Origin of the sequence: Streptomyces sp. NBC_00377, assembly GCF_036075115.1 — a bacterium.
Classification (GTDB): Bacteria; Actinomycetota; Actinomycetes; order Streptomycetales; family Streptomycetaceae; genus Streptomyces.
Genome location: NZ_CP107958.1, coordinates 5,002,286 through 5,021,513 on the forward strand (window position 1 = coordinate 5,002,286; position 19,228 = coordinate 5,021,513).

At 71.1% G+C, this 19,228-nt stretch carries 19 protein-coding genes and 1 pseudogene; 11 read left to right on the top strand and 9 right to left on the bottom strand.

The genetic code is table 11. The annotated features are described in order from the left end of the window. Positions 1 to 267 precede the first annotated feature (267 nt). Positions 268 to 1,359: a C40 family peptidase gene (locus OHS71_RS22490; protein ID WP_328481159.1), complete on the bottom strand. Its 1,092-nt coding sequence runs from the start codon at positions 1,357 to 1,359 to the stop codon at positions 268 to 270. 276 nt (positions 1,360 to 1,635) lie between these two features. Next, the gene (locus OHS71_RS22495) at positions 1,636 to 2,454 is read right to left on the bottom strand and encodes a class I SAM-dependent methyltransferase (protein WP_328481160.1); all 819 of its coding nucleotides are present in this window, start codon (positions 2,452 to 2,454) and stop codon (positions 1,636 to 1,638) included. A gap of 293 nt (positions 2,455 to 2,747) precedes the next feature. Here OHS71_RS22495 and mshA point away from each other — a divergent pair, with 293 nt between their 5' ends. After that, positions 2,748 to 4,085: a D-inositol-3-phosphate glycosyltransferase gene (mshA, locus tag OHS71_RS22500; protein WP_328481161.1), complete on the top strand. Its 1,338-nt coding sequence runs from the start codon at positions 2,748 to 2,750 to the stop codon at positions 4,083 to 4,085. After that, positions 4,078 to 4,572, top strand: a pseudogene (locus OHS71_RS22505) (YbjN domain-containing protein); the annotation flags it as partial. The gene mshA and the pseudogene OHS71_RS22505, both read left to right, overlap by 8 nt. Before the next feature lie 184 nt (positions 4,573 to 4,756). Here the strand turns inward: OHS71_RS22505 and OHS71_RS22510 are convergent. Further along, complete coding sequence (locus OHS71_RS22510; RefSeq protein WP_328481162.1) at positions 4,757 to 5,566, bottom strand: AraC family transcriptional regulator; 810 nt, start codon at positions 5,564 to 5,566, stop codon at positions 4,757 to 4,759. A 139-nt stretch (positions 5,567 to 5,705) separates the two neighbouring features. Between OHS71_RS22510 and OHS71_RS22515 the strand changes: the two genes are divergently transcribed. Then, a complete protein-coding gene (locus OHS71_RS22515) occupies positions 5,706 to 6,155 on the top strand; it encodes a DUF2000 family protein (RefSeq protein ID WP_443047171.1) in 450 nt (149 codons plus the stop codon). Between the two features lie 174 nt (positions 6,156 to 6,329). Here the strand turns inward: OHS71_RS22515 and OHS71_RS22520 are convergent, their stop codons facing one another. After that, entirely contained in the window at positions 6,330 to 7,679 is a 1,350-nt protein-coding gene (locus tag OHS71_RS22520; protein ID WP_328481163.1) for an MDR family MFS transporter, read from the bottom strand. A gap of 163 nt (positions 7,680 to 7,842) precedes the next feature. Between OHS71_RS22520 and OHS71_RS22525 the strand changes: the two genes are divergently transcribed. After that, positions 7,843 to 8,604, top strand: a complete 762-nt coding sequence (locus OHS71_RS22525; protein WP_328481164.1) for a phosphoglyceromutase — start codon at positions 7,843 to 7,845, stop codon at positions 8,602 to 8,604. A 103-nt stretch (positions 8,605 to 8,707) separates the two neighbouring features. Here OHS71_RS22525 and OHS71_RS22530 read toward each other — a convergent pair whose 3' ends face one another. Continuing rightward, the gene (locus tag OHS71_RS22530) at positions 8,708 to 8,983 is read right to left on the bottom strand and encodes a ribosomal protein L7/L12 (protein ID WP_328481165.1); all 276 of its coding nucleotides are present in this window, start codon (positions 8,981 to 8,983) and stop codon (positions 8,708 to 8,710) included. 478 nt (positions 8,984 to 9,461) lie between these two features. Between OHS71_RS22530 and OHS71_RS22535 the strand changes: the two genes are divergently transcribed. Further along, positions 9,462 to 10,157 carry a DUF4232 domain-containing protein gene (locus OHS71_RS22535; protein WP_328481166.1) on the top strand — a complete coding sequence of 232 codons (696 nt, stop codon included), beginning with the start codon at positions 9,462 to 9,464 and terminating at the stop codon, positions 10,155 to 10,157. A gap of 51 nt (positions 10,158 to 10,208) precedes the next feature. On the opposite strand, the gene OHS71_RS22540 is transcribed toward OHS71_RS22535, so the two are convergent. The 3 genes from OHS71_RS22540 to phoU form a co-directional block, all read right to left on the bottom strand. Continuing rightward, the gene (locus OHS71_RS22540; RefSeq protein ID WP_328481167.1) at positions 10,209 to 10,457 is read right to left on the bottom strand and encodes an SCO4226 family nickel-binding protein; all 249 of its coding nucleotides are present in this window, start codon (positions 10,455 to 10,457) and stop codon (positions 10,209 to 10,211) included. Between the two features lie 217 nt (positions 10,458 to 10,674). After that, complete coding sequence (locus tag OHS71_RS22545; RefSeq protein ID WP_171398028.1) at positions 10,675 to 10,833, bottom strand: hypothetical protein; 159 nt, start codon at positions 10,831 to 10,833, stop codon at positions 10,675 to 10,677. Positions 10,834 to 10,969: 136 nt separating this feature from the next. Continuing rightward, positions 10,970 to 11,683 carry a phosphate signaling complex protein PhoU gene (gene phoU, locus OHS71_RS22550; protein ID WP_328481168.1) on the bottom strand — a complete coding sequence of 238 codons (714 nt, stop codon included), beginning with the start codon at positions 11,681 to 11,683 and terminating at the stop codon, positions 10,970 to 10,972. A 277-nt stretch (positions 11,684 to 11,960) separates the two neighbouring features. On the opposite strand from phoU, the gene OHS71_RS22555 reads away from it, so the two are divergent. Further along, the gene (locus OHS71_RS22555; RefSeq protein WP_328481169.1) at positions 11,961 to 13,352 is read left to right on the top strand and encodes a sensor histidine kinase; all 1,392 of its coding nucleotides are present in this window, start codon (positions 11,961 to 11,963) and stop codon (positions 13,350 to 13,352) included. Beyond that, positions 13,349 to 14,029 (top strand): response regulator transcription factor, encoded by a 681-nt coding sequence (locus OHS71_RS22560; protein ID WP_010358452.1) that lies wholly within the window; start codon positions 13,349 to 13,351, stop codon positions 14,027 to 14,029. The genes OHS71_RS22555 and OHS71_RS22560 overlap by 4 nt, the downstream gene beginning before the upstream one ends. A 173-nt stretch (positions 14,030 to 14,202) precedes the next feature. Here OHS71_RS22560 and OHS71_RS22565 read toward each other — a convergent pair whose 3' ends face one another. Beyond that, entirely contained in the window at positions 14,203 to 14,850 is a 648-nt protein-coding gene (locus tag OHS71_RS22565) for a DUF461 domain-containing protein (protein ID WP_328481170.1), read from the bottom strand. A 662-nt stretch (positions 14,851 to 15,512) separates the two neighbouring features. Between OHS71_RS22565 and OHS71_RS22570 the strand changes: the two genes are divergently transcribed. The 4 genes from OHS71_RS22570 (at position 15,513) to cysS (ending at position 19,150) form a co-directional block, all read left to right on the top strand. After that, positions 15,513 to 15,995 carry a CarD family transcriptional regulator gene (locus OHS71_RS22570; protein ID WP_003953493.1) on the top strand — a complete coding sequence of 161 codons (483 nt, stop codon included), beginning with the start codon at positions 15,513 to 15,515 and terminating at the stop codon, positions 15,993 to 15,995. 338 nt (positions 15,996 to 16,333) lie between these two features. After that, the gene (ispD, locus tag OHS71_RS22575; RefSeq protein ID WP_328481171.1) at positions 16,334 to 17,086 is read left to right on the top strand and encodes a 2-C-methyl-D-erythritol 4-phosphate cytidylyltransferase; all 753 of its coding nucleotides are present in this window, start codon (positions 16,334 to 16,336) and stop codon (positions 17,084 to 17,086) included. Beyond that, positions 17,076 to 17,642, top strand: a complete 567-nt coding sequence (gene ispF / locus OHS71_RS22580; protein WP_328481172.1) for a 2-C-methyl-D-erythritol 2,4-cyclodiphosphate synthase — start codon at positions 17,076 to 17,078, stop codon at positions 17,640 to 17,642. The genes ispD and ispF overlap by 11 nt, the downstream gene beginning before the upstream one ends. 107 nt (positions 17,643 to 17,749) lie before the next feature. Then, complete coding sequence (gene cysS, locus OHS71_RS22585) at positions 17,750 to 19,150, top strand: cysteine--tRNA ligase (RefSeq protein WP_328481173.1); 1,401 nt, start codon at positions 17,750 to 17,752, stop codon at positions 19,148 to 19,150. Positions 19,151 to 19,228: the final 78 nt, after the last annotated feature.

Consider the following 19,228-nt stretch of genomic DNA (forward strand, 5'->3'; position numbering starts at 1 on the left):
GGCGGCCGCCGGACGGGCCGCCGACGGATGCCTTCGACCGGCCCGACGAATACGGCTGCGGATGCACCGGCAGGCCGCCCCGCCGATCCGCCGGGCCCGTCGCCGGAACGACGCCCGGCCCGTCGCCGGAACGACGCCCGGCCCGTCGCCGGAACGACGCCCGGCCCGTCGCCGGAACGACGCGTCCGGCCCGTCACCGGACCGGTCGCCGCCCCTCGGACCGCTGCTGGACTCCCGTCGGACCGCTCCCCGCGCATCCGTCGCGTCTCACGCGTCCGGGCGGACCACCCCGAGTATCGGCATCGTGCCCGCCCCCGCGACCGTGACCGTGCGGCCGGGGCGCGGGGCGTGGATGATCGAGCCGTCCCCCACGTACATGGCGACATGACTGGCGTCGGCGAAGTAGATGATCAGGTCGCCGGGGCGCATGTCTTCGACGGCGATGTGCGGCAGCTGCTTCCACTGCTCCTGCGAAGTGCGCGGTATCCCCCGGCCGGCGCTCCTCCACGCCTCGGAGGTGAGGCCGGAGCAGTCGAAGGAGTCCGGGCCCTCCGCGCCCCACACGTACGGCTTGCCGATCTGGGCGGTGGCGAACCGCACGGCCTGCTTGCCCTGGTCGGACGCGGCGCTGTTGATCTCGTCGAGGACGCCGGTGCTCAGCCAGGCGGTCTGCGCCTCCTGCGCGACCTGCGCCTCCAGCTGTTCGAGGCGCTTCTTGTCCTCCTTCTCGAGCTGGGACTCGAGCTTCTCCGCCTCCGCGATCTGCTTCTCGATCTTCTTCTGGGCCGCAGCCTTCGTCTTGCGGCCCGCCTCCAGCTTCTGCCACTGCGTGGAGGCGTCCTTGGAGTACTGCTCCAAGTCCTGCTGGGTCCTGGTGAGTTCGCTGATCATCCCCGTGGTCGCGCGCTCGCCCTGGCGCACCCGGCCGGCGCCGTCGAGGAACTCCGACGGATCGTCGCTCAGCATCAGCTGCGCCTCGTCCGGCAGGCCGCCGGTGCGGTACTGGGCGCGGGCGGCGGCGCCCGCGCGGTCCTTGAGGCCGTCCAGCTTCGCCTGGCCCGCGACGATCTTCCTGGCCAGCTCGACGATCTCCGCGGACTGCTTCTTCGCCGCTTCCTCGGCCGCGTTGTAGGCGTCGGTGGCGACCGCCGCGTCGTGGTAGAGCGCTTCGAGCTTGGCGCGGACGGCCTCGAGGTCCTTGTTGGACGCGGTCGAGGGCAGCGGCGGGGCCTTGGACCCCGCGGCCGGCGACGGCTTCGGGTCCGGGGCGGCGAACGCGGCGCCGGGTGCGCCCAGCACGGTGACCGTGCAGACCACCGCCACAGCCGCCGCGAGCAGGCCGCGCTTGCCCGTTCCCATACCCCGTCCCCCAACCCCTGATTAACCGTCAGTAACTTAGGTGCCCGGGGGATCGTGCCACGTCACGGCCGAAAACGACAGAGCGGCGACGGATCGACAGAGCGGTCGGACGACAGGAACAGTCCTTCCCCTCTTCCCCACCCCGGCATGACGATCTCCCCGTCTGTGTGACGAACGACTCACGGAGATCGTTCCCTGTTGTCCCGAAGGGATCTCGAGACCTTTCGGCGCGACTTCCCGGCGCGACCCCTGCTTCGGACGCGGCGGCACCCCGGGTCAGCTCCGGGGGGCCAACGCCCCCCACCGCACGGTCACTTCCCCCTGCCGCCACCGCACAGGTCCGTCCGTCACCGGCCAGTCGGCCGTCAGGTCCCGTACCGCGCGGATCCAGCGCTGGCGCGCGCCGTACGAGGCGTAAGGCGCGGCAGCCGCCCAGGCGCGGTCGAAGTCGCGGAGGAAGGAGTGCACCGGCTCACCCGGGACGTTGCGGTGGATCAGCGCCTTGGGCAGCCGCTCCGCCAGGTCCGAGGGCCGTTCCAGGGACCCCAGCCGGGTCGCGAAGGTGACCGTGCGCGGCCCTTCCGGTCCCAGCGCGACCCATACGTGCCGGCGCCCGATCTCGTCGCAGGTCCCCTCGACGAGCAGCCCGCCACCGGAGCCGGTCGCCGGATCGGCCGGCGTGAGGCGTGCGCACAGCCGCTCCCAGACCGGGGCGACCTCGTCCTCGTCGTACTGCCGCAGCACGTTGGCGGCGCGTACGAGGTGCGGCCGCCCGGACACGGGGATCTCGAACCCGCCGTGCCGGAAGACCAGTCCCTCGCGCTCGTAGGGCCGCGCGGCCGTCACCCGGGCCGGTTCGATCTCGACGCCCACGACACGCGCGCGTGGCGCGACGCGGCGCAGCCGCCGCAGCAGTTCCACGGCCGTCCAGGGCGCGGCGCCGTATCCGAGGTCGACGGCGAGCGGTTCGACGGCCCGCCGCAGTTCGGCGCCGTGCGTCGCGGCGATCCAGCGGTCCATGCGGCGCAGCCGGTTGGGATTCGTCGTCCCGCGCGTGACCGTGCCCACAGGGCGGGCGGGAGCGCGGGACGTCATGCCTACGAGGGTAATGCGGCTCCGCCTCCCGGCCGGCCGGGTCCGGCGTCTCGGCTCGTCCGGAGTCCCCGGCGTCCGGCGCCCCCGGCGCGTTCGGTGTCCGGGCGAGGTCTGTTCAGCCTCCCGCAACGCACATCGGCATCGAACGGTTGAGCGAGACGGGGTAATGGCTGAGCAAAAACGCTCCCTTTCGGCGACCCACCCGGAATGGGAACGCGTCCCTCCGGTGTTCCACCCCGTTGGAGGGCCCCACACCCTCCTTCCGGCATGCCCGCAGCAAGGAGGAACGCCCCGTGAGCCAGTACGCCAACAGGCTCGGGCGTCGCTCTACGGCGGCACCCTCGCGGCTCAGGCTCCACCGCCGCCCCCGCCGCGTCGCGATGCTCTCCGTGCACACCTCTCCGCTCCACCAGCCGGGCACCGGCGACGCGGGCGGCATGAACGTCTACATCGTCGAGCTGGCGCAGCGCCTCGCCGCGATCAACATCGAGGTCGAGATCTTCACGCGTGCCACCACCGGCGGCCTCCCGCCGACCGTCGAGCTGGCCCCCGGCGTCCTCGTCCGCCATGTCGACGCAGGCCCCTACGAGGGCCTCGCCAAGGAGGACCTCCCGGCCCAGCTCTGTGCCTTCACGCACGGGGTGATGCAGGCCTGGGCAGGCCACCGGCCCGGCTACTACGACCTCGTGCACTCGCACTACTGGCTCTCCGGCCACGTCGGCTGGCTGGCCGCCCAGCGCTGGGGCGCCCCCCTGGTGCACGCCATGCACACGATGGCCAAGGTCAAGAACGCCAACCTGGCCGACGGCGACACCCCCGAGCCCGCCGCCCGCGTCATCGGCGAGACCCAGATCGTCGCCGCCGCCGACCGCCTCATCGCCAACACGGCGGAGGAGGCCGACGAACTCGTACGGCACTACCACGCCGGCCCCGGCAAGGTCGCCGTGGTGCACCCGGGCGTCAACCTCGACCGCTTCACCCCGGCGGACGGCCGGGCCGCCGCCCGCGCCCGCCTCGACCTGCCCCAGGACGCCCTGATCCCGCTCTTCGCGGGCCGCATCCAGCCCTTGAAGGCTCCGGACGTGCTCCTTCGCGCGGTGGCCGTGCTGCTCGACGAGCGCCCCGAGCTCCGCTCCCGCATCGTTGTCCCGATCGTCGGCGGCCCCAGTGGCAGCGGCCTCGCCAAGCCGGAGGGACTACAGAAGCTGGCCGCGCGGCTCGGCATCGCGGATGTCGTACGGTTCCGTCCGCCGGTCGGCCAGGACCAGCTCGCGGACTGGTTCCGAGCGGCGTCGCTGCTGGTCGTGCCCTCCTACAGCGAGTCCTTCGGGCTCGTCGCCATAGAGGCGCAGGCAGCGGGCACCCCGGTACTCGCGGCCAGTGTCGGCGGGCTCCCGGTGGCCGTGCGGGACGGCGAGACGGGCTTCCTGGTGCAGGGCCACGACCCGGCCGCCTACGCGCGCGTGCTCGCGCGGTTCGCCGACGGGCCCGACCTAACCGCCCGGATGGGCGCGGCCGCCGGCGCGCACGCCCAGTCCTTCGGCTGGGACACGGCCGCGGCCGCCACCGCGGACGTCTACGCGGCCGCGGCCCAGTCCCACCGCCGTCGCGTACGCTCCGAGCATGGGTGACGTGGAGAAGACGGCCGCACAGGTCATCGAGGGCTTCCTGAAGGACGCCGAACTGGAGTGGGAGAGCCCGGACCCCGGAAGCTACGTGGTCCTGCTGCCCGGGACCCGCAAACTCAAGACCACCGTCTCCCTCATCGTCGGCCGCCACTCCCTCTCCCTGAACGCCTTCGTCATCCGTCACCCCGACGAGAACGAGTCCGGCGTCCACCGCTGGCTCCTGGAGCGCAACCTCAAGCTGTACGGCGTGAGTTACGCCGTCGACCGGCTCGGCGACGTCTACGTCACCGCCCGCCTCCCCCTTCCGACGGTCACCGCCGACGAGATCGACCGCCTCATGGGCCAGGTCCTGGAAGCCGCCGACGGCGCCTTCAACACCCTGCTGGAGCTGGGCTTCGCGAGCGCCATCCGCAGGGAGTACGAATGGCGGATCTCCCGGGGCGAACCGACGCGCAACCTGGACGCGTTCGCGCACCTCACCCAACGCCCGACCGGTTCGACGGACCCGGCCGCCCCGACGGAATCCAAGGACTCGGCCGACTCGACGGACACCACGCACTCGACCGGTTCGACGGACCCGGCCGGCTGACGCCCTCCGCAACCGCGGCGAGGACTGCTCCCGTGTCAGGCGGCCCGTCTCAGGTGGCCCATGTCAGGTGGCCCATGTCAGGTGATCAGCGGACGGGGGCCCTGCCCGGCCTCCCGTAGCGTCCCGGTGTGACCCCCACCAACTTCCGGAAGTGCCGGGTGAGATGGGCCTGGTCGTAGAAGCCGGCCGCCACCGCGACCTCCCCCGGCGGCCGCCCGTCGAGCAGCAGTCGACGCGCGAGATCGACGCGGCGGGCGGTGAGGTACTGGTGCGGCGCGATGCCGTACGCCGTGCTGAACGCCCGCACCAGGTGGGCCCGGTGGGCCCGTACGAGCACGGTGGCCTCGTCCAGCGTCAGGCCCTCGACGACACGCGCGTCGAGCAGTTCACGCAGGCGGCCCGCGAGGACGGGGTCGCGGCGCTGGGCGGTGACCTCCCGACCGGCGCGCAGATGGTCCCGCAGCCGCTCGCCGATCAGTGTCAGCCGGCTGTCGGCCTCCAGCTCGTCGCCCGGCCGGGCGAGCGCGGAGTGCAACTGCCCGACCCGCCGGCGCAGCACGGGATCCCGCAGGTCGGGCGCGTCCACGGCGGCCCCGATGAGGTTCTCGCCGAGCACGTCGGCGTCGAGGTACAGGACCCGTTTGCGAAAGCCCCCCGCGGTGACCGGTGAGCCGTTGTGCGGTACGTGCGGCGGCAGCAGGGACACGGTGTCGTGCGGGGTGCCGTGCTCGTGCCGGTCGAGGTCGTACCGTACGGCGCCGTCGTCGACGATGAGCAGCGTCCACGCCTCGTGGACGTGCATCGGGTACGCGTACCCGGTGAAGTGGGCGTGGAAGACCTCGACGACGCCGGGAACGGCAGGTCGCCAGGCGGAGACTTCCTGCCGGGGTGCCATGCAAAGAACGTACAAGACGGCGTCGTACGACGATCGGCAGTCTCCTTGCATGACCACGAGTACCAGCACGAGCACCAGCACCGGCACCACCGCCGACGTCCCCACGAGCACGGCCATGACCACGGCCACGAGCACGGCCATGACCACGGCCATGACCACGGCCACGAGCGCCGGACCGGTCCGCTTCGACACGAAGATCGCCGTCCTGCTGCGCGACGGCCTGGAGACCTGGCAGCGCCTGAACGTGACCGCGTTCCTGGTGAGCGGCCTCGGGACGGCGCTCCCCGAGGTGATCGGCGAGCCGTACGAGGACGCGGACGGCGTGCGCTGCCTGTCGATGTTCCGTCAGCCGGTACTGGTCTTCGAAGGCACGAAGGAGACGCTCGCGGCCGCCCACGCGCGTGTGCTCTCGCGGTCCCTCCCGCGCGCGGTGTTCACCAGCGACCTCTTCGCCACCGGCAACGACCGCGACAACCGCGCGGCGGTGCGAGCGGTCCGGACGGCCGATCTGGATCTCGTCGGCCTGGCGGTCTACGGCCCGAGGAACGCGGTGGACAAGGTGCTGAAGGGCGCACGGATGCACCCTTAGCAGGTAGCAGGCAGCAGGCAGCAGGCAGCAGGCAGCAGGCAGCAGGCAGCAGGCAGCAGGCAGCAGGCAGCAGGCAGCAGGCAGCAGGCGGCAGGCGGCGGGGTGGGCATCCGCCGGCGGACGTGAGGCGGCGGCATGGCCCGGGTCGCGGCACGGCCCGGGTCGCGGCACGGGTCAGGCGGTGCTGCTCTCCGGCTCCGGGGCCGTACGGCCGTGGGCGGAGGGCGCTTCGGAGGAGGGCCGGTGGGCGGAGGGCGCTTCGGAGGAGGGCCGGTGGTTGGGAGGCCCGTCGCAGGCGGAGGCCTTCGACGCGGACGACTCCTCGGTCGCCGGCAGCTGCCGCATCAGCACGGCGTACCCGATGCCCGCGGCCGTGCCCACGACCGCGCACATCCCCCACAGCCACTCGGCCCCGAAGCGGTCGATGACGAAGCCGGACATCACCGGGGCGACCAGGGAGGCCACGGCCCAGGAGAGCGTGTACATGCCCTGGTAACGCCCACGGCCGTGGGTGGGGGAGAGGCGGACGACGAGCCCGGTCTGGGTCGGCGCGTTGACGATCTCCGCCAGCGTCCAGACGCAGACGGTGAGCGCGAAGACGCCGACCGACCCGGCGAAGGCGGTGAGCCCGAATCCGTACCCGGCGAGCACCGAGGAGACCACCAGCAGCCGCCGCGGGTCCCGGTGTTCGATGAAGCGCGTGACGGGGATCTGCAAGGCCACGATCAGGACGCCGTTCACGGCGATCGCCATGCCGTAGTCGGCCGGTGTGAACCCGGCGGCGCCCATCGCCACCGGCAGCCCGACGGCCCCCTGCTGGAAGACGAGCGCAACGAGGAAGCACAGCCCGACGACGCTCATGAACCGCCCGTCGCGCAGCACGGTCCCCATCCCCACGGCGTCCTCCGCTACGGCCTTCTCCTCCCGCACGGGCCGGGACTCGGGAAGCCGCAGGAAGACGACGACCGCGCAGACGAGGGTCATTCCGGCCTCCAGGAGGAACCCGGCGCGGTAGCTGACCTCGGCGATGAATCCGGCAGCCATGGAGGAGACGGCGAACCCGAGGTTGATGGCCCAGTAGTTGAGCGAGAACGCGCGGACCCGGTCCTCGGGCCGCACGATGTCGGCCATCATCGCCTGCACGGCCGGCCGGGAGGCGTTGGAGGCCATGCCGACGAGGAAGGCGACGCCGGCGATGGCGACGGGGTGCTCGACGAACCCGAGCAGCGCCACCGAGGCGGCGGTCGAGGTCTGCGCGACGAGCAGGGTGGGCCGCCGGCCGAGCCGGTCCGCCATCACCCCGCCGCCGAGCGACGAGACGACGCCCCCCAGGCCCAGCAGGGAGGCGACGAGTCCGGCGTAGGAGGCGGAGTACCCGCGGTCGAGCGTCAGGTACAGCGCCATGAACGTGGCGACGAAACCGCCGAGCCGGTTGACGAGGGTGCTGGTCCACAGCCACCAGAACTCGCGGGGCAGCCCGGAGAGGGTCTCGCGGGCGGCACGTCTCAGGACGGCGACGGACATGGCGGATCCCCCGGGATGTAAGTGGCTCATGCGGCGCTCAGAACTTACGAGAGACGAAGCGCGGGGGGCCACTCAATTAACAGATCCCGTCAAGTGTCAGAGGGCCTGTCCGCTCTGCGAGCGGGCGCACAACGGACCGGAGCGGTGGATTACGCTCATACGCATGGCCGACGCACCGTACAAGCTGATCCTCCTCCGTCACGGCGAGAGCGAGTGGAACGCGAAGAACCTGTTCACCGGCTGGGTGGACGTCAACCTCAACGAGAAGGGCGAGAAGGAGGCGGTCCGCGGTGGCGAACTCCTGAAGGATGCCGATCTCCTCCCCGACGTGGTCCACACGTCCCTCCAGAAGCGCGCGATCCGCACGGCCCAGCTGGCGCTGGAGTCCGCCGACCGCCACTGGATCCCGGTCCACCGCTCCTGGCGCCTGAACGAGCGCCACTACGGCGCCCTCCAGGGCAAGGACAAGGCGCAGACGCTCGCGGAGTTCGGCGAGGAGCAGTTCATGCTCTGGCGCCGCTCCTACGACACCCCGCCCCCGCCGCTGCCGGACGACTCGGAGTTCTCCCAGGCCGCCGACCCCCGCTACGCCTCCATCCCCCCGGAGCTGCGCCCGCGCACGGAGTGCCTCAAGGATGTCGTCGTCCGCATGCTCCCGTACTGGTACGACGGCATCGTCCCGGACCTCCTGACCGGCCGCACGGTCCTGGTCGCCGCCCACGGCAACTCGCTCCGCGCCCTCGTCAAGCACCTCGACGGCATCTCCGACGCCGACATCGCGGGCCTGAACATCCCGACGGGCATCCCCCTCGCCTACGAACTCGACGCCGACTTCAAGCCGCTGACCCCGGGCGGAACCTACCTCGACCCGGACGCGGCCGCAGCAGCGATCGAAGCAGTGAAAAACCAGGGCAAGAAGAAGTAACGCGACACCGGTAAGCCCCCGACCTGCGAGTTTCTCGCGGGGCGGGGGCTTTTTGGTCGGGCTTGGGCGTCTTCGGGTCGTCGGCCGGTTGATCGGACCGGGCTCAGTGATTCGGTGCGTACGGCTCCGGGTGTTCTCTCGTCTCCGCCCGGGCTCCCGCATCGCGGAGGGCCGAGGCGGCTGCCGCCGCGTTCTCCTCGGAGACGCAGGTGAGGATGACGGCGGGAATCCGCGTCGCCAATACCCTGCTGTGCCACAGGCTCAGCCCCGTCAGCCGACGCACGACTCGGACGACGTCCATCACACGGACACCGGGGTCGGTGAGCACCACGTCATGGGGCACGTCGTCGCAGACCAGCAGGAAGTACCCGTCCGTCATGGCTCCGCCCGCCCTTCTCCGGTTCGGAGCGTACGAGCCCCAAGTCGCCGTGGCGCGTCATTTTGACGGCGTCCAAGACGGTGGCCACGGGCTTGCGGTCCGGCGTCCATGGGCATCCGGCGGCGGGCCGGGGGGAGGGCGAGCCGGGGGCGTGGGCGCAGGTGAACGTCGCCATCCGTCGATGGGCCCGGTTGACGAGGTTCGAGCGGTACGGCCGGTTATCGTCACCGATGGGTCACAGGTCGGTTGTCAGGAGAACCTGAGCGCCTGCCCGTTGTGTCTGGGTTGACGAACGTCGGTGCCGAGGGGTCATGCCCCTGGCGATGCGGATTCGGGGGCCACCATGCAGCACGCGAACCAGAGCGCGAAGCGGTACACGGACCAGAGCGAGAACAGGAACGGGGACATGGACAACAGGGACAGGGACCGCGGGAACCGGAACCGGAGTCAGGGTCGGGTCGGGGTCCGGGGTTCCGTGGTGGCGGTTCTCGTGGCCTCGGCCGCACTGATGGTGACGGGATGCCAGTCCGGGGATTCCTCCAGCGCCTCCGCGAGCCCCGCCTCCGACAGTTCCGCCGGTCTGGACTCGCCGTCCATGGCCACCCCGGCTTCTTCCTCCCCCGCTTCTTCCTCCGCGGCTTCTCCCTCCGACGCCGCTTCCGGCCTCGCCTCCCCCTCCGGGAGCTCCGCCGCCTCGACGCCTGCCACGGACGTCACCGCGGGCGCCGCCGCGCCGACCTGTGCCGCGGGCAGTCTGAAGGTCACCGCCCATCAGGCGGCCGACCGGCCGGCGGGCACCGGGACCGGGGCGGCCGTCGTCGAGTTCACCAACCGCTCGGCCAAGGCCTGCCGCCTCAAGGGCCATCCGTCCGTCGCGGGAGCAGGCAACGGCTCTCCCGATCACAACGCACCGCTCACCGTCACGCCCAAGGGATCCGCGTCGCCGGTGACGCTGGCCCCGCGGGGCAAGGCATGGGTGAAGCTGACCTTCGTGCAGGTGCAGGGGGAAGGCGACGGGTACTGCGCATCCGGCGCGGATCCCGTCGTGTACCCCACTGTCGTCGTCGGCCTGCCGGGGTCGGGGCGCCACCAGGTCGCTCTGGACGACGGTCAGTTCGCCGAGTGCGACAACAAGGTGACCGTCACGGCCGTGTCCGCGGTCAGGCCTTCCTGACCGGCGCGGCGTCGGCACCGCCCGGGGCGAGGTGATCCCGCGGACGGCACGTCATACCGTCAAAGGCACCGGGTGGATCTCGTCCGCCATGTGGCCGGTGCGCTCGTGGACGCGCAGGACGGCGTCCGCCGACGGTGCCTCGGAGAGGCAGTAGACGGTTCCGGACTCGGGGTCCGCCCAGGCTCGTTCGAAGTGCACGCCCTCTTCGCCCTCGATGGCGAGGTCCGCCTGGTGGGCCGCGGCGAGCTGGTCGGCGGTGATGCCCTGCATGTCGTGGTGGATGTCCATGAAGCGGGTCATGACTGCCCGCCCCCTTCCGGTGTCGTGCCGCCCCCTCCACTCCATGCTGCGCTCGCGCCCCCTGCGCGGCGACCGGAGGACGAGGACCTACACCCGGCCTCGGACAGGAACGACGGCCGGCCCGGACAGGGACGAGGTCCTGCCCGGACAGGGACGAGGGGCCCCGGTGCCGGTACCGGCACCGGGGCCCCTCGCCCCGTACGTGCGTCGCGCGGTCTCAGCCGCACTGGCAGGGGTTGCCCGACTGGCACCCGCAGCCGCAGCCGGAACCGCAGCCGCACGCGCCGATCAGCATCAGGTTCCTGATCTCGGCGGGCTGCTCGGTCGGGCGTTCCTGTGCGGGATCGGGCGTGGGAGTGATGGGGGACTCGGCCATGGGTTCCTCCCGGAGACGTAGGGCCTGTGCGTGGCCCTGTGCCCATTGCATGCCCGGTCCGCTGGGCGCATCAACGGCTCAACGGCGCACAGCGGCTTGCGCACGCCCGGGACGTCGTCCGGTACGCCCCTCGGCCTCAGATCCCCTCGGCGCCCGTTCCCGCCGGGGGCGCCGGCTGGATGTCGGGCTGGATCTCCGGCTGGAGCTCGTCCGCGTGCTCGCCCGTCACCAGGAACACCACGCGCTTGGCGACGGCCACCGCGTGGTCGGCGAACCGCTCGTAGTAGCGGCCCAGCAGCGTGACGTCGACGGCCGTCTCGATGCCGTGCTTCCAGCGGTCGTCCAGCAGGTGCTGGAAGAGGGTGCGGTGGAGCAGATCCATCGCGTCGTCGTCCGACTCCAGCTGGAGGGCGAGGTCGACGTCCTTGGTGACGACGACCTCGGCCGCCTTCGCCATCAGGCGCTGCGCGAGCTGGCCCATCTCCAGGATCGTGGCGTGCAGGTCCTGCGGGACCGCACGGTTGGGGAAGCGCAGCCGGGCCAGCTTCGCCACGTGCTGGGCGAGGTCGCCGGAGCGCTCGAGGTCGGCCGACATCCGCAGCGACGTGACCACGATCCGCAGGTCCGTCGCCACCGGCTGCTGCCGCGCCAGCAGCGCTATCGCCCGCGCCTCCAGGTCGTGCTGGAGCTCGTCGACCCTCTTGTCGGCCTCGATGACACTCTCGGCGAGCTTCAGGTCGGCGTCGAGAATGGCGGTCGTGGCGCGTCCGATCGCCGACCCGACCAGCCGGGCCATCTCCACCAGGCTGTCGCCGATCGAGTCCAGTTCCTCGTGGTACGCGTCCCGCATCAGGGTTCCCTCTCGTACGTCGTGCTTGGGGTTCGAGTTCGGTTCCGGGGGCCAGAACCGGCCGCGAACCGGGCCGGGACCGGCTGCTGCACCGGCGCCGACCGGCCGTGGAACCGGTGCTGCGAACCCCACGGTGCCACGGTCCGCCCCGTACGCGTCGATTTCCGTCACCCCAAATGAACCACCACTGGCTCCAAGGTGAACTCTGGGCGACGAGTGTTCGAGGTCGCACCTCGACAGCTGTGGCCAGGACCGATCGCGTGCCTAACCTGGTGGCATGGACGTGAACGCGGCGGTCGCCGCAGCAGCAGCGATCGCCGGGGTCCTCACCGGTGTCATCGCCACGCTGGCGTTCCGCTGGAGCGAGCGGGAGCAGAAGCGCCCCACGCGTACCTCGTTGCACACGGACCCGGTGCTTCCGCCGGGTGTGGACACCGTCCTCTCCGTGCTCCGCTCCTCCGCCGTCGTGCTCGACGAGGCCGACGCCGTCGTCAAGGCCAGCTCCGCCGCCTACGCCCTCGGGCTGGTACGCGGCGGCCGGCTCAGCGTCGAGCCCATGCTCAAGATGGCCCGGGACACCAGACGCGACGGGGAGATACGCCAGGTCGAACTGGATCTTCCCCGGCGCGGAACCGGACGCGGCGAGGCCCTCGCCGTGTCCGCCAGAGTGGCTCCGCTGGGCTCCCGGCTCGTCCTCCTGCTCGTCGAGGACCTCACCGAGGCCCGCCGGATCGAAGCGGTCCGGCGGGACTTCGTCGCGAACGTCAGCCATGAGCTGAAGACACCGGTCGGCGCGCTCTCCCTGCTCTCCGAGGCGGTCATGGACGCGTCGGAAGATCCGGAGGCGGTGGAGCGGTTCGCCGGCCGTATGCAGATCGAGGCCACCCGGCTGACCAGCCTGGTCCAGGAGCTCATCGACCTGTCGAGGGTCCAGAACGACGACCCCCTCGAGGACGCGGAGCCGGTCGGCATCGACGAACTGGTCGCCGAGGCCGTCGACCGCTGCCGTCACCAGGCCGGGACCAAACAGATCACCATGGCCACGAACGTGACGGCGTCCGAAGGACCCGGGCAGGGCGGTGCGCGGCCGGTGGACGGCGCCGCCGTCCTGAGTGTCTGGGGCAACCGCGGCCAGCTGGCCGCCGCCCTCGGCAACCTGGTCGAGAACGCCGTCAACTACTCGCCCGCCCATACCCGTGTCGGCATCGCCGCCCGCCGGGTGAGCGGTCCTGGCGGGGACCTGATCGAGATCGCCGTGACCGACCAGGGCATCGGCATCTCCGACAAGGACAAGGAGCGCATCTTCGAGCGCTTCTACCGCGTCGACCCGGCCCGCTCCCGCCAGACGGGCGGTACCGGTCTCGGGCTGGCGATCGTCAAGCACGTGGCCGCCTCGCACGGCGGGGAGGTCACGGTGTGGAGCGCCGAGAACCAGGGCTCCACGTTCACCCTGCGGCTGCCGGAGGCGGGCGTGGCCCGTGACCGCGCGCACCAGCACCCCGACCCGGACGACACCGACGAGACCGACGACCTCGATGACGTCGGCGAGGCCGACCGGTCCTCCGCGCACCACTCCTCCCCGTACCGCTCCCTCCAGACCCCACCCCGTGCCTCATCCCCCGATTCGTCCGCGACCCGGACGCTTTCCGCCCCGGAGGTCCTTCCGTGACCCGAGTGCTCGTCGTCGAGGACGAGGAGTCCTTCTCCGACGCCCTGTCGTACATGCTCCGCAAGGAGGGCTTCGAGGTCGCCGTCGCGGCCACCGGGCCCGACGGGCTCGACGAGTTCGAGCGCAACGGCGCCGACCTCGTGCTCCTCGATCTGATGCTGCCGGGCCTGCCCGGTACGGAGGTGTGCCGGCAGTTGCGCGGCCGCTCCAACGTGCCCGTGATCATGGTGACGGCCAAGGACAGCGAGATCGACAAGGTCGTCGGCCTGGAGATAGGAGCCGACGACTACGTCACCAAGCCCTTCTCCTCGCGTGAGCTTGTCGCCCGTATCCGGGCCGTGCTGCGTCGCAGGGGCGAGCCGGAGGAGGTGACCCCGGCGGCTCTGGAGGCCGGTCCGGTCCGCATGGACGTCGACCGCCACGTGGTGACGGTCTCCGGCTCCAAGGTCGACCTCCCGCTGAAGGAGTTCGACCTCCTGGAGATGCTGCTGCGCAACGCCGGGCGCGTCCTGACCCGTATGCAGCTGATCGACCGGGTCTGGGGCGCCGACTACGTGGGCGACACCAAGACCCTCGACGTCCACGTCAAGCGCCTGCGCGCCAAGATCGAGCCGGACCCGGGGGCCCCGAGGTATCTGGTGACGGTTCGCGGTCTCGGCTACAAGTTCGAGCCGTAGACCGTACGGCCACAGCCGTGGCGACAGCGGTGACACGGGAAGGGCGGCCCCCCCGCGCGGGGGGCCGCCCTTCCCGTGTACTGGGTCGGTCAGCCAGTGACCGTCGGGTCAGCCCGTGGTCGGGCGGCCCGTGGGCCGGCCCGTGTCCGTGGGCCGGTCCCGTGGGTGTCGGGTCAGTGGCCGGCGGCCGACGCGGACGCGGAGGCCGAGTTCGACGGGGAGGCCGAGCCGGACTCCGTGCCGCCCGGGGAAGCGGACCCGGAGGCCGACGGGGACGCGCTGCCGGACGGGGACTGCGCGGCCGTCGGGATGTCGCTCGGGCCCCACGAGGAGAAGTAGCTCTCGGCGGGGACCACGAAGGCGCGCAGGGACACCTCGCCGGTCTCGCTGAAGGTGAAGGTGACCTTCTGGGCGTCACCGTCCTTGACGGCCTCACGGCTGTTCGTCAGCACGGCGGAGGCGTTGTTCTTGCCACCGATGACGACCGAGCCGTGGGCCGGCACGACCAGCTCGCCCTTGCCCTTGGCGGGCTTGATCTCGGCGGACTTGCCGCCGTCCACAGTGATGGATTCCAGCGTCTGGGGCTCGCTGCCGCTGTTGAAGACGGTCGCCGAGATGACGGCGGGACCGGTCGACTCCAGGTCGGGCTGGGTGATGATGACGACGTTCTGAAGCTTGATGTCGCCGACGTGGACGGCGGCGTTGTCCGGCTTGATCTCCAGGGTCTGGGAGTCGTTGCCGGCCCCGCAGGCGGCGAGCGAGGCGATCGAGAACGCGATGGCGGAAGCGGCGAGGACGCCGCGTCGAAGGCTGCTGCTCACGGCGGCGGCAACTCCTTGTGCACGCGGACGGCTTTCCTTTGGATGAAGCCGTCCTAAGGGTCTGTCAGCAGGCCTCAGGTTACCGAGCCGTTCCTGCGGCACCGCACCCGACCCGCCTCCAGAGCGATCCCGTGCCTCGGCGGACGAGTCCGCCGGCCTCCCGCGGGTCCCGCGGGGACCGTCGTGACAGCCTCCGGTGGCTCACTTGCGACTCCTCAGGCACATTGACACCACCCGTCTTCTTCCTGCTCGCCCGCCATTCACATAACCGGCCGCGACGTCCGCTCGCGGATTTCCGGTGAAGGAATGCGAGGCGCTCCCCGGAATTGATCACGGCCCGCCCCGAAGAGTCGATGATCAATTCCGGAAACGACCTGTATCCGGCCACGTGAACCGAACGGAGTAGCGGAAGTCGCACTCCCGGAAGTGGACATTTGTGGACGTTCGGCCGTTCAGGTGGGGCTTCGGATGCGTGTAACGTGCGCGTTTCTCCCCCCTCGGAGAGCCGCTCCGACCTGCGAATACCTGCCTCCGCGGGCCCTCCGCAGCACGTTCCTGTTGCTGTTGTCAAGCCCCGAGATATGCCCTGACCTGCGAAAACGCCATTCAGAACCCGCAGTTTCCGTGTTACCCTGGATAGCCACGGAAGGGGTACCTGTCACATGACGTTCAAGGTTGGCGACACCGTGGTCTATCCCCATCACGGGGCCGCGCTGATCGAGGCCATCGAAACTCGCCAGATCAAAGGCGTGGACAAGACCTACTTGGTGCTGAAGGTCGCCCAGGGTGACCTGACGGTACGTGTGCCAGCGGACAATGCGGAGTTCGTCGGCGTACGTGATGTGGTCGGTCAGGACGGGCTGGACCGGGTCTTCGAGGTGCTGCGCGCGCCGTACGCCGAGGAGCCCACGAACTGGTCGCGTCGTTACAAGGCAAATCTGGAGAAGCTCGCCTCCGGCGATGTCATCAAGGTCGCGGAAGTAGTGCGTGACCTGTGGCGTCGTGAGCGCGAGCGCGGACTCTCCGCCGGTGAGAAGCGCATGCTCGCCAAGGCCCGCCAGATCCTGGTGAGTGAACTCGCTCTCGCGGAGAACACCAACGAGGACAAGGCCGAAGCTCTGCTCGACGAGGTCCTCGCCTCCTGAGCCTGCCGAGCTCGACAAGGTTCTCGAGTCCCGATACCGGCCCGGAACCGGCCTCGGCACACTGAAGAACACCGAAATGCCGCGGTGCCCGATGACGTATTCCCGTCGCCGGGCGCTGCGGCATGTTCACGCTCGGACGCCGCCGTACGCCCTACCCCACGGGGGCGGTCGGTCGATACTGCCCCCTGGTGCTTCGACCGGTGCTTCGATACTTGATGCGCCGGGCCCGGGCCGCCGCCTCGACCAGAACGTCACGGAAGGGTCCGGTCAGGGCGTCGTGCCCGGCACTTCCCAGGCCATACCCACGCCAGGCCAGCACACAAACCTGACAGGAACCGATGTCTGACGATTCGCGTCCCTCCCCCGCGCCCGCCCGCACGGCCGCGGTGATCCCGGCCGCCGGCCGGGGTGTCCGTCTCGGCCCGGGCGCCCCCAAGGCGCTCCGCACCCTGGGCGGCACACCCATGCTGATCCACGCCGTGCGCGCCCTCGCCGCCTCCCGCGCCGTCTCGCTGGTCGTCGTCGTGGCCCCGCCGGACGGCACCGCCGAGGTCAAGTCGCTGCTCGACGCGCACGCGCTGCCCGACCGCACCGACTTCCTGGTCGTCCCCGGCGGTGACTCCCGTCAGGAGTCCGTGAAGCTCGGCCTGGACGCGCTTCCCCCCGGCCATGACATCGTCCTCGTGCACGACGCCGCCCGGCCCCTCGTTCCCGTCGACACGGTGGACGCGGTGATCGAGGCCGTACGGGACGGCGCCCCGGCCGTGGTCCCGGCCCTTCCGCTCGCGGACACCGTCAAGGAGGTCGAACCGGCCCGCACCGCCGGTGACCCCGAACCGGTCGTCGCCACCCCGGAACGCGGCCGCCTGCGCGCCGTGCAGACCCCGCAGGGCTTCGACCGGGCCACCCTCGTCCGCGCCCACGAGTCGGTCACCGGCGACGTCACCGACGACGCGAGCATGGTCGAGCAGCTGGGCCTGACGGTCGTGGTCGTCCCCGGTCACGAGGAGGCCTTCAAGGTGACCCGCCCTCTGGACCTGGTCCTCGCGGAGGCGGTCCTGGCCCGCAGGAGGCTCAACGATGGCTTCTGAGACGCCCTTCGCGGGGGTGGTCCTGCCCCAGGTCGGCATCGGTACCGACATCCACGCCTTCGAAGAGGGCCGCGAGCTGTGGTGCGCGGGTCTGAAGTGGGAGGGAGCGGGCCCCGGCCTGGCCGGGCACTCCGACGCGGACGTCGTCGCCCACGCCGCCTGCAACGCGCTTTTCTCCGCCGCCGGCCTCGGTGACCTGGGGCAGCACTTCGGCACCGGGCGGCCCGAGTGGTCCGGCGCCTCCGGCGTCACCCTGCTGACCGAGGCGGCCCGGATCGTCCGCGAGGCGGGCTTCGTGATCGGCAACATCGCCGTACAGGTCGTCGGCCCCCGCCCCAAGATCGGCAAGCGCCGCGACGAGGCCCAGAAAATCCTGTCGGAGGCGGCGGGAGCCCCGGTGTCCGTGTCGGGTGCGACGACCGACGGGCTCGGTTTCCCCGGCCGGGACGAAGGCCTGATGGCGATCGCGACGGCGCTGGTGGCACACACCGGCACCCGCACCGGCACGGAGGGCGGAACGGGCGGAGAAACAGGCGGAGAAACGACCACCGGCTGAGGCCGCGGCGCCCGCCCCGGCCGACATATGCCATGGCATGTCACGAATGTGTGGCCCTTGGGCGGAAGGGGCTCGGGGCATCGCTTCGCGCCCACTACCCTGGAGTGGTGACCATTCGCCTGCACGACACCAATACCCGGCAGATCCGTGACTTCACCCCGCTCAAGCCGGGTTGTGTCTCGATCTACCTCTGTGGTGCCACCGTGCAGGCCGCCCCGCACATCGGGCACATCCGCTCGGGCCTGAACTTCGACATCATGCGCCGCTGGTTCACCCACCGCGGTTACGACGTCACGTTCATCCGCAACGTCACCGACATCGACGACAAGATCATCGCCAAGTCGCACGACCAGGGCCGCCCCTGGTGGTCGATCGGGTACGAGAACGAGCGGGCGTTCAACGACGGCTACCAGGCACTCGGTTGCCTGCCGCCGACCTACGAGCCCCGCGCCACCGGGCACGTCCCCGAGATGATCGAGATGATGCGCGGCCTGATCGAGCGCGGTCACGCCTACGAGGCCGACGGCAACGTCTACTTCGACGTGCGCTCGTTCCCGGGCTACCTGGAGCTGTCCAACCAGGACCTGGACGACCTGCGCCAGCCCTCCGGCGACGGCGAGACCGGCAAGCGCGACCAGCGTGACTTCGCCCTGTGGAAGTCCGTCAAGCCGGGGGAGCCGAGCTGGGAGACCCCCTGGGGCCGCGGGCGTCCCGGCTGGCATCTCGAGTGCTCGGCCATGGCGCACAAGTACCTGGGTCCCGTCTTCGACATCCACGGCGGCGGCCTCGACCTGATCTTCCCGCACCACGAGAACGAGATCGCCCAGGCCAAGGCCTACGGGGACGAGTTCGCGCGGTTCTGGGTGCACAACGCCTGGGTCACCATGAGCGGCGAGAAGATGTCGAAGTCGCTGGGCAACAGCGTCCTCGTCTCCGAGATGGTGAAGCAGTGGCGCCCGATCGTGCTGCGCTACTACCTCGGCACCCCGCACTACCGCTCGATGATCGAGTACAGCGAGGAGTCGCTGCGCGAGGCCGAGTCGGCGTTCGCGCGGATCGAGGGCTTCGTGCAGCGGGTCGTCGAGAAGGCCGGGGGAGTCGTCGAGCCGGCGGCCGAGGTGCCACCCGCCTTCGCCGACGCGATGGACGACGACCTGGGTGTTCCGCAGGCGCTGGCCATCGTGCACACGACGGTACGGCAGGGGAACTCGGCCCTCGCCGCCGACGACAAGGAAGCCGCCGTGGCCCGCCTCGCAGAGGTCCGCGCCATGCTCGGCGTCCTCGGTCTGGACCCGCTCGACGCACACTGGGCGGGTGAGGAGAGTCAGGGCGAGGACCTGCACGGCGTGGTCGACAGCCTCGTACGACTCGTCCTCGACCAGCGGGAGTCGGCCCGCGGGCGCAAGGACTGGGCGACCGCGGACGCCATTCGTGACCAGCTCAACCAGTCCGGCCTGGCCATCGAGGACGGCCCGCAGGGACCGCGCTGGAGCCTCGGCCCGCGCTAGACCGCTCCGGGACGGCCGCAGGGCGTGTCCTTGATCGACTGTGCCGCCCGGCCTTCCGGGCGGCACACTGCATAAGAC

Bases quoted from the DNA above. Each gene is read 5' to 3' on its own strand.
- ispF (WP_328481172.1), top strand. From the start codon at position 17,076: ATGGCTTCTGAGACGCCCTTCGCGGGGGTGGTCCTGCCCCAGGTCGGC.
- ispD (WP_328481171.1), top strand. From the start codon at position 16,334: ATGTCTGACGATTCGCGTCCCTCCCCCGCGCCCGCCCGCACGGCCGCG.
- OHS71_RS22555 (WP_328481169.1), top strand. From the start codon at position 11,961: ATGGACGTGAACGCGGCGGTCGCCGCAGCAGCAGCGATCGCCGGGGTC.
- OHS71_RS22515 (WP_443047171.1), top strand. From the start codon at position 5,706: ATGACCACGGCCATGACCACGGCCACGAGCGCCGGACCGGTCCGCTTC.
- OHS71_RS22545 (WP_171398028.1), bottom strand. From the start codon at position 10,833: ATGGCCGAGTCCCCCATCACTCCCACGCCCGATCCCGCACAGGAACGC.
- OHS71_RS22570 (WP_003953493.1), top strand. From the start codon at position 15,513: ATGACGTTCAAGGTTGGCGACACCGTGGTCTATCCCCATCACGGGGCC.
- OHS71_RS22525 (WP_328481164.1), top strand. From the start codon at position 7,843: ATGGCCGACGCACCGTACAAGCTGATCCTCCTCCGTCACGGCGAGAGC.
- OHS71_RS22520 (WP_328481163.1), bottom strand. From the start codon at position 7,679: ATGTCCGTCGCCGTCCTGAGACGTGCCGCCCGCGAGACCCTCTCCGGG.
- phoU (WP_328481168.1), bottom strand. From the start codon at position 11,683: ATGCGGGACGCGTACCACGAGGAACTGGACTCGATCGGCGACAGCCTG.
- OHS71_RS22540 (WP_328481167.1), bottom strand. From the start codon at position 10,457: ATGACCCGCTTCATGGACATCCACCACGACATGCAGGGCATCACCGCC.
- OHS71_RS22530 (WP_328481165.1), bottom strand. From the start codon at position 8,983: ATGACGGACGGGTACTTCCTGCTGGTCTGCGACGACGTGCCCCATGAC.
- OHS71_RS22490 (WP_328481159.1), bottom strand. From the start codon at position 1,359: ATGGGAACGGGCAAGCGCGGCCTGCTCGCGGCGGCTGTGGCGGTGGTC.
- OHS71_RS22495 (WP_328481160.1), bottom strand. From the start codon at position 2,454: ATGACGTCCCGCGCTCCCGCCCGCCCTGTGGGCACGGTCACGCGCGGG.
- OHS71_RS22510 (WP_328481162.1), bottom strand. From the start codon at position 5,566: ATGGCACCCCGGCAGGAAGTCTCCGCCTGGCGACCTGCCGTTCCCGGC.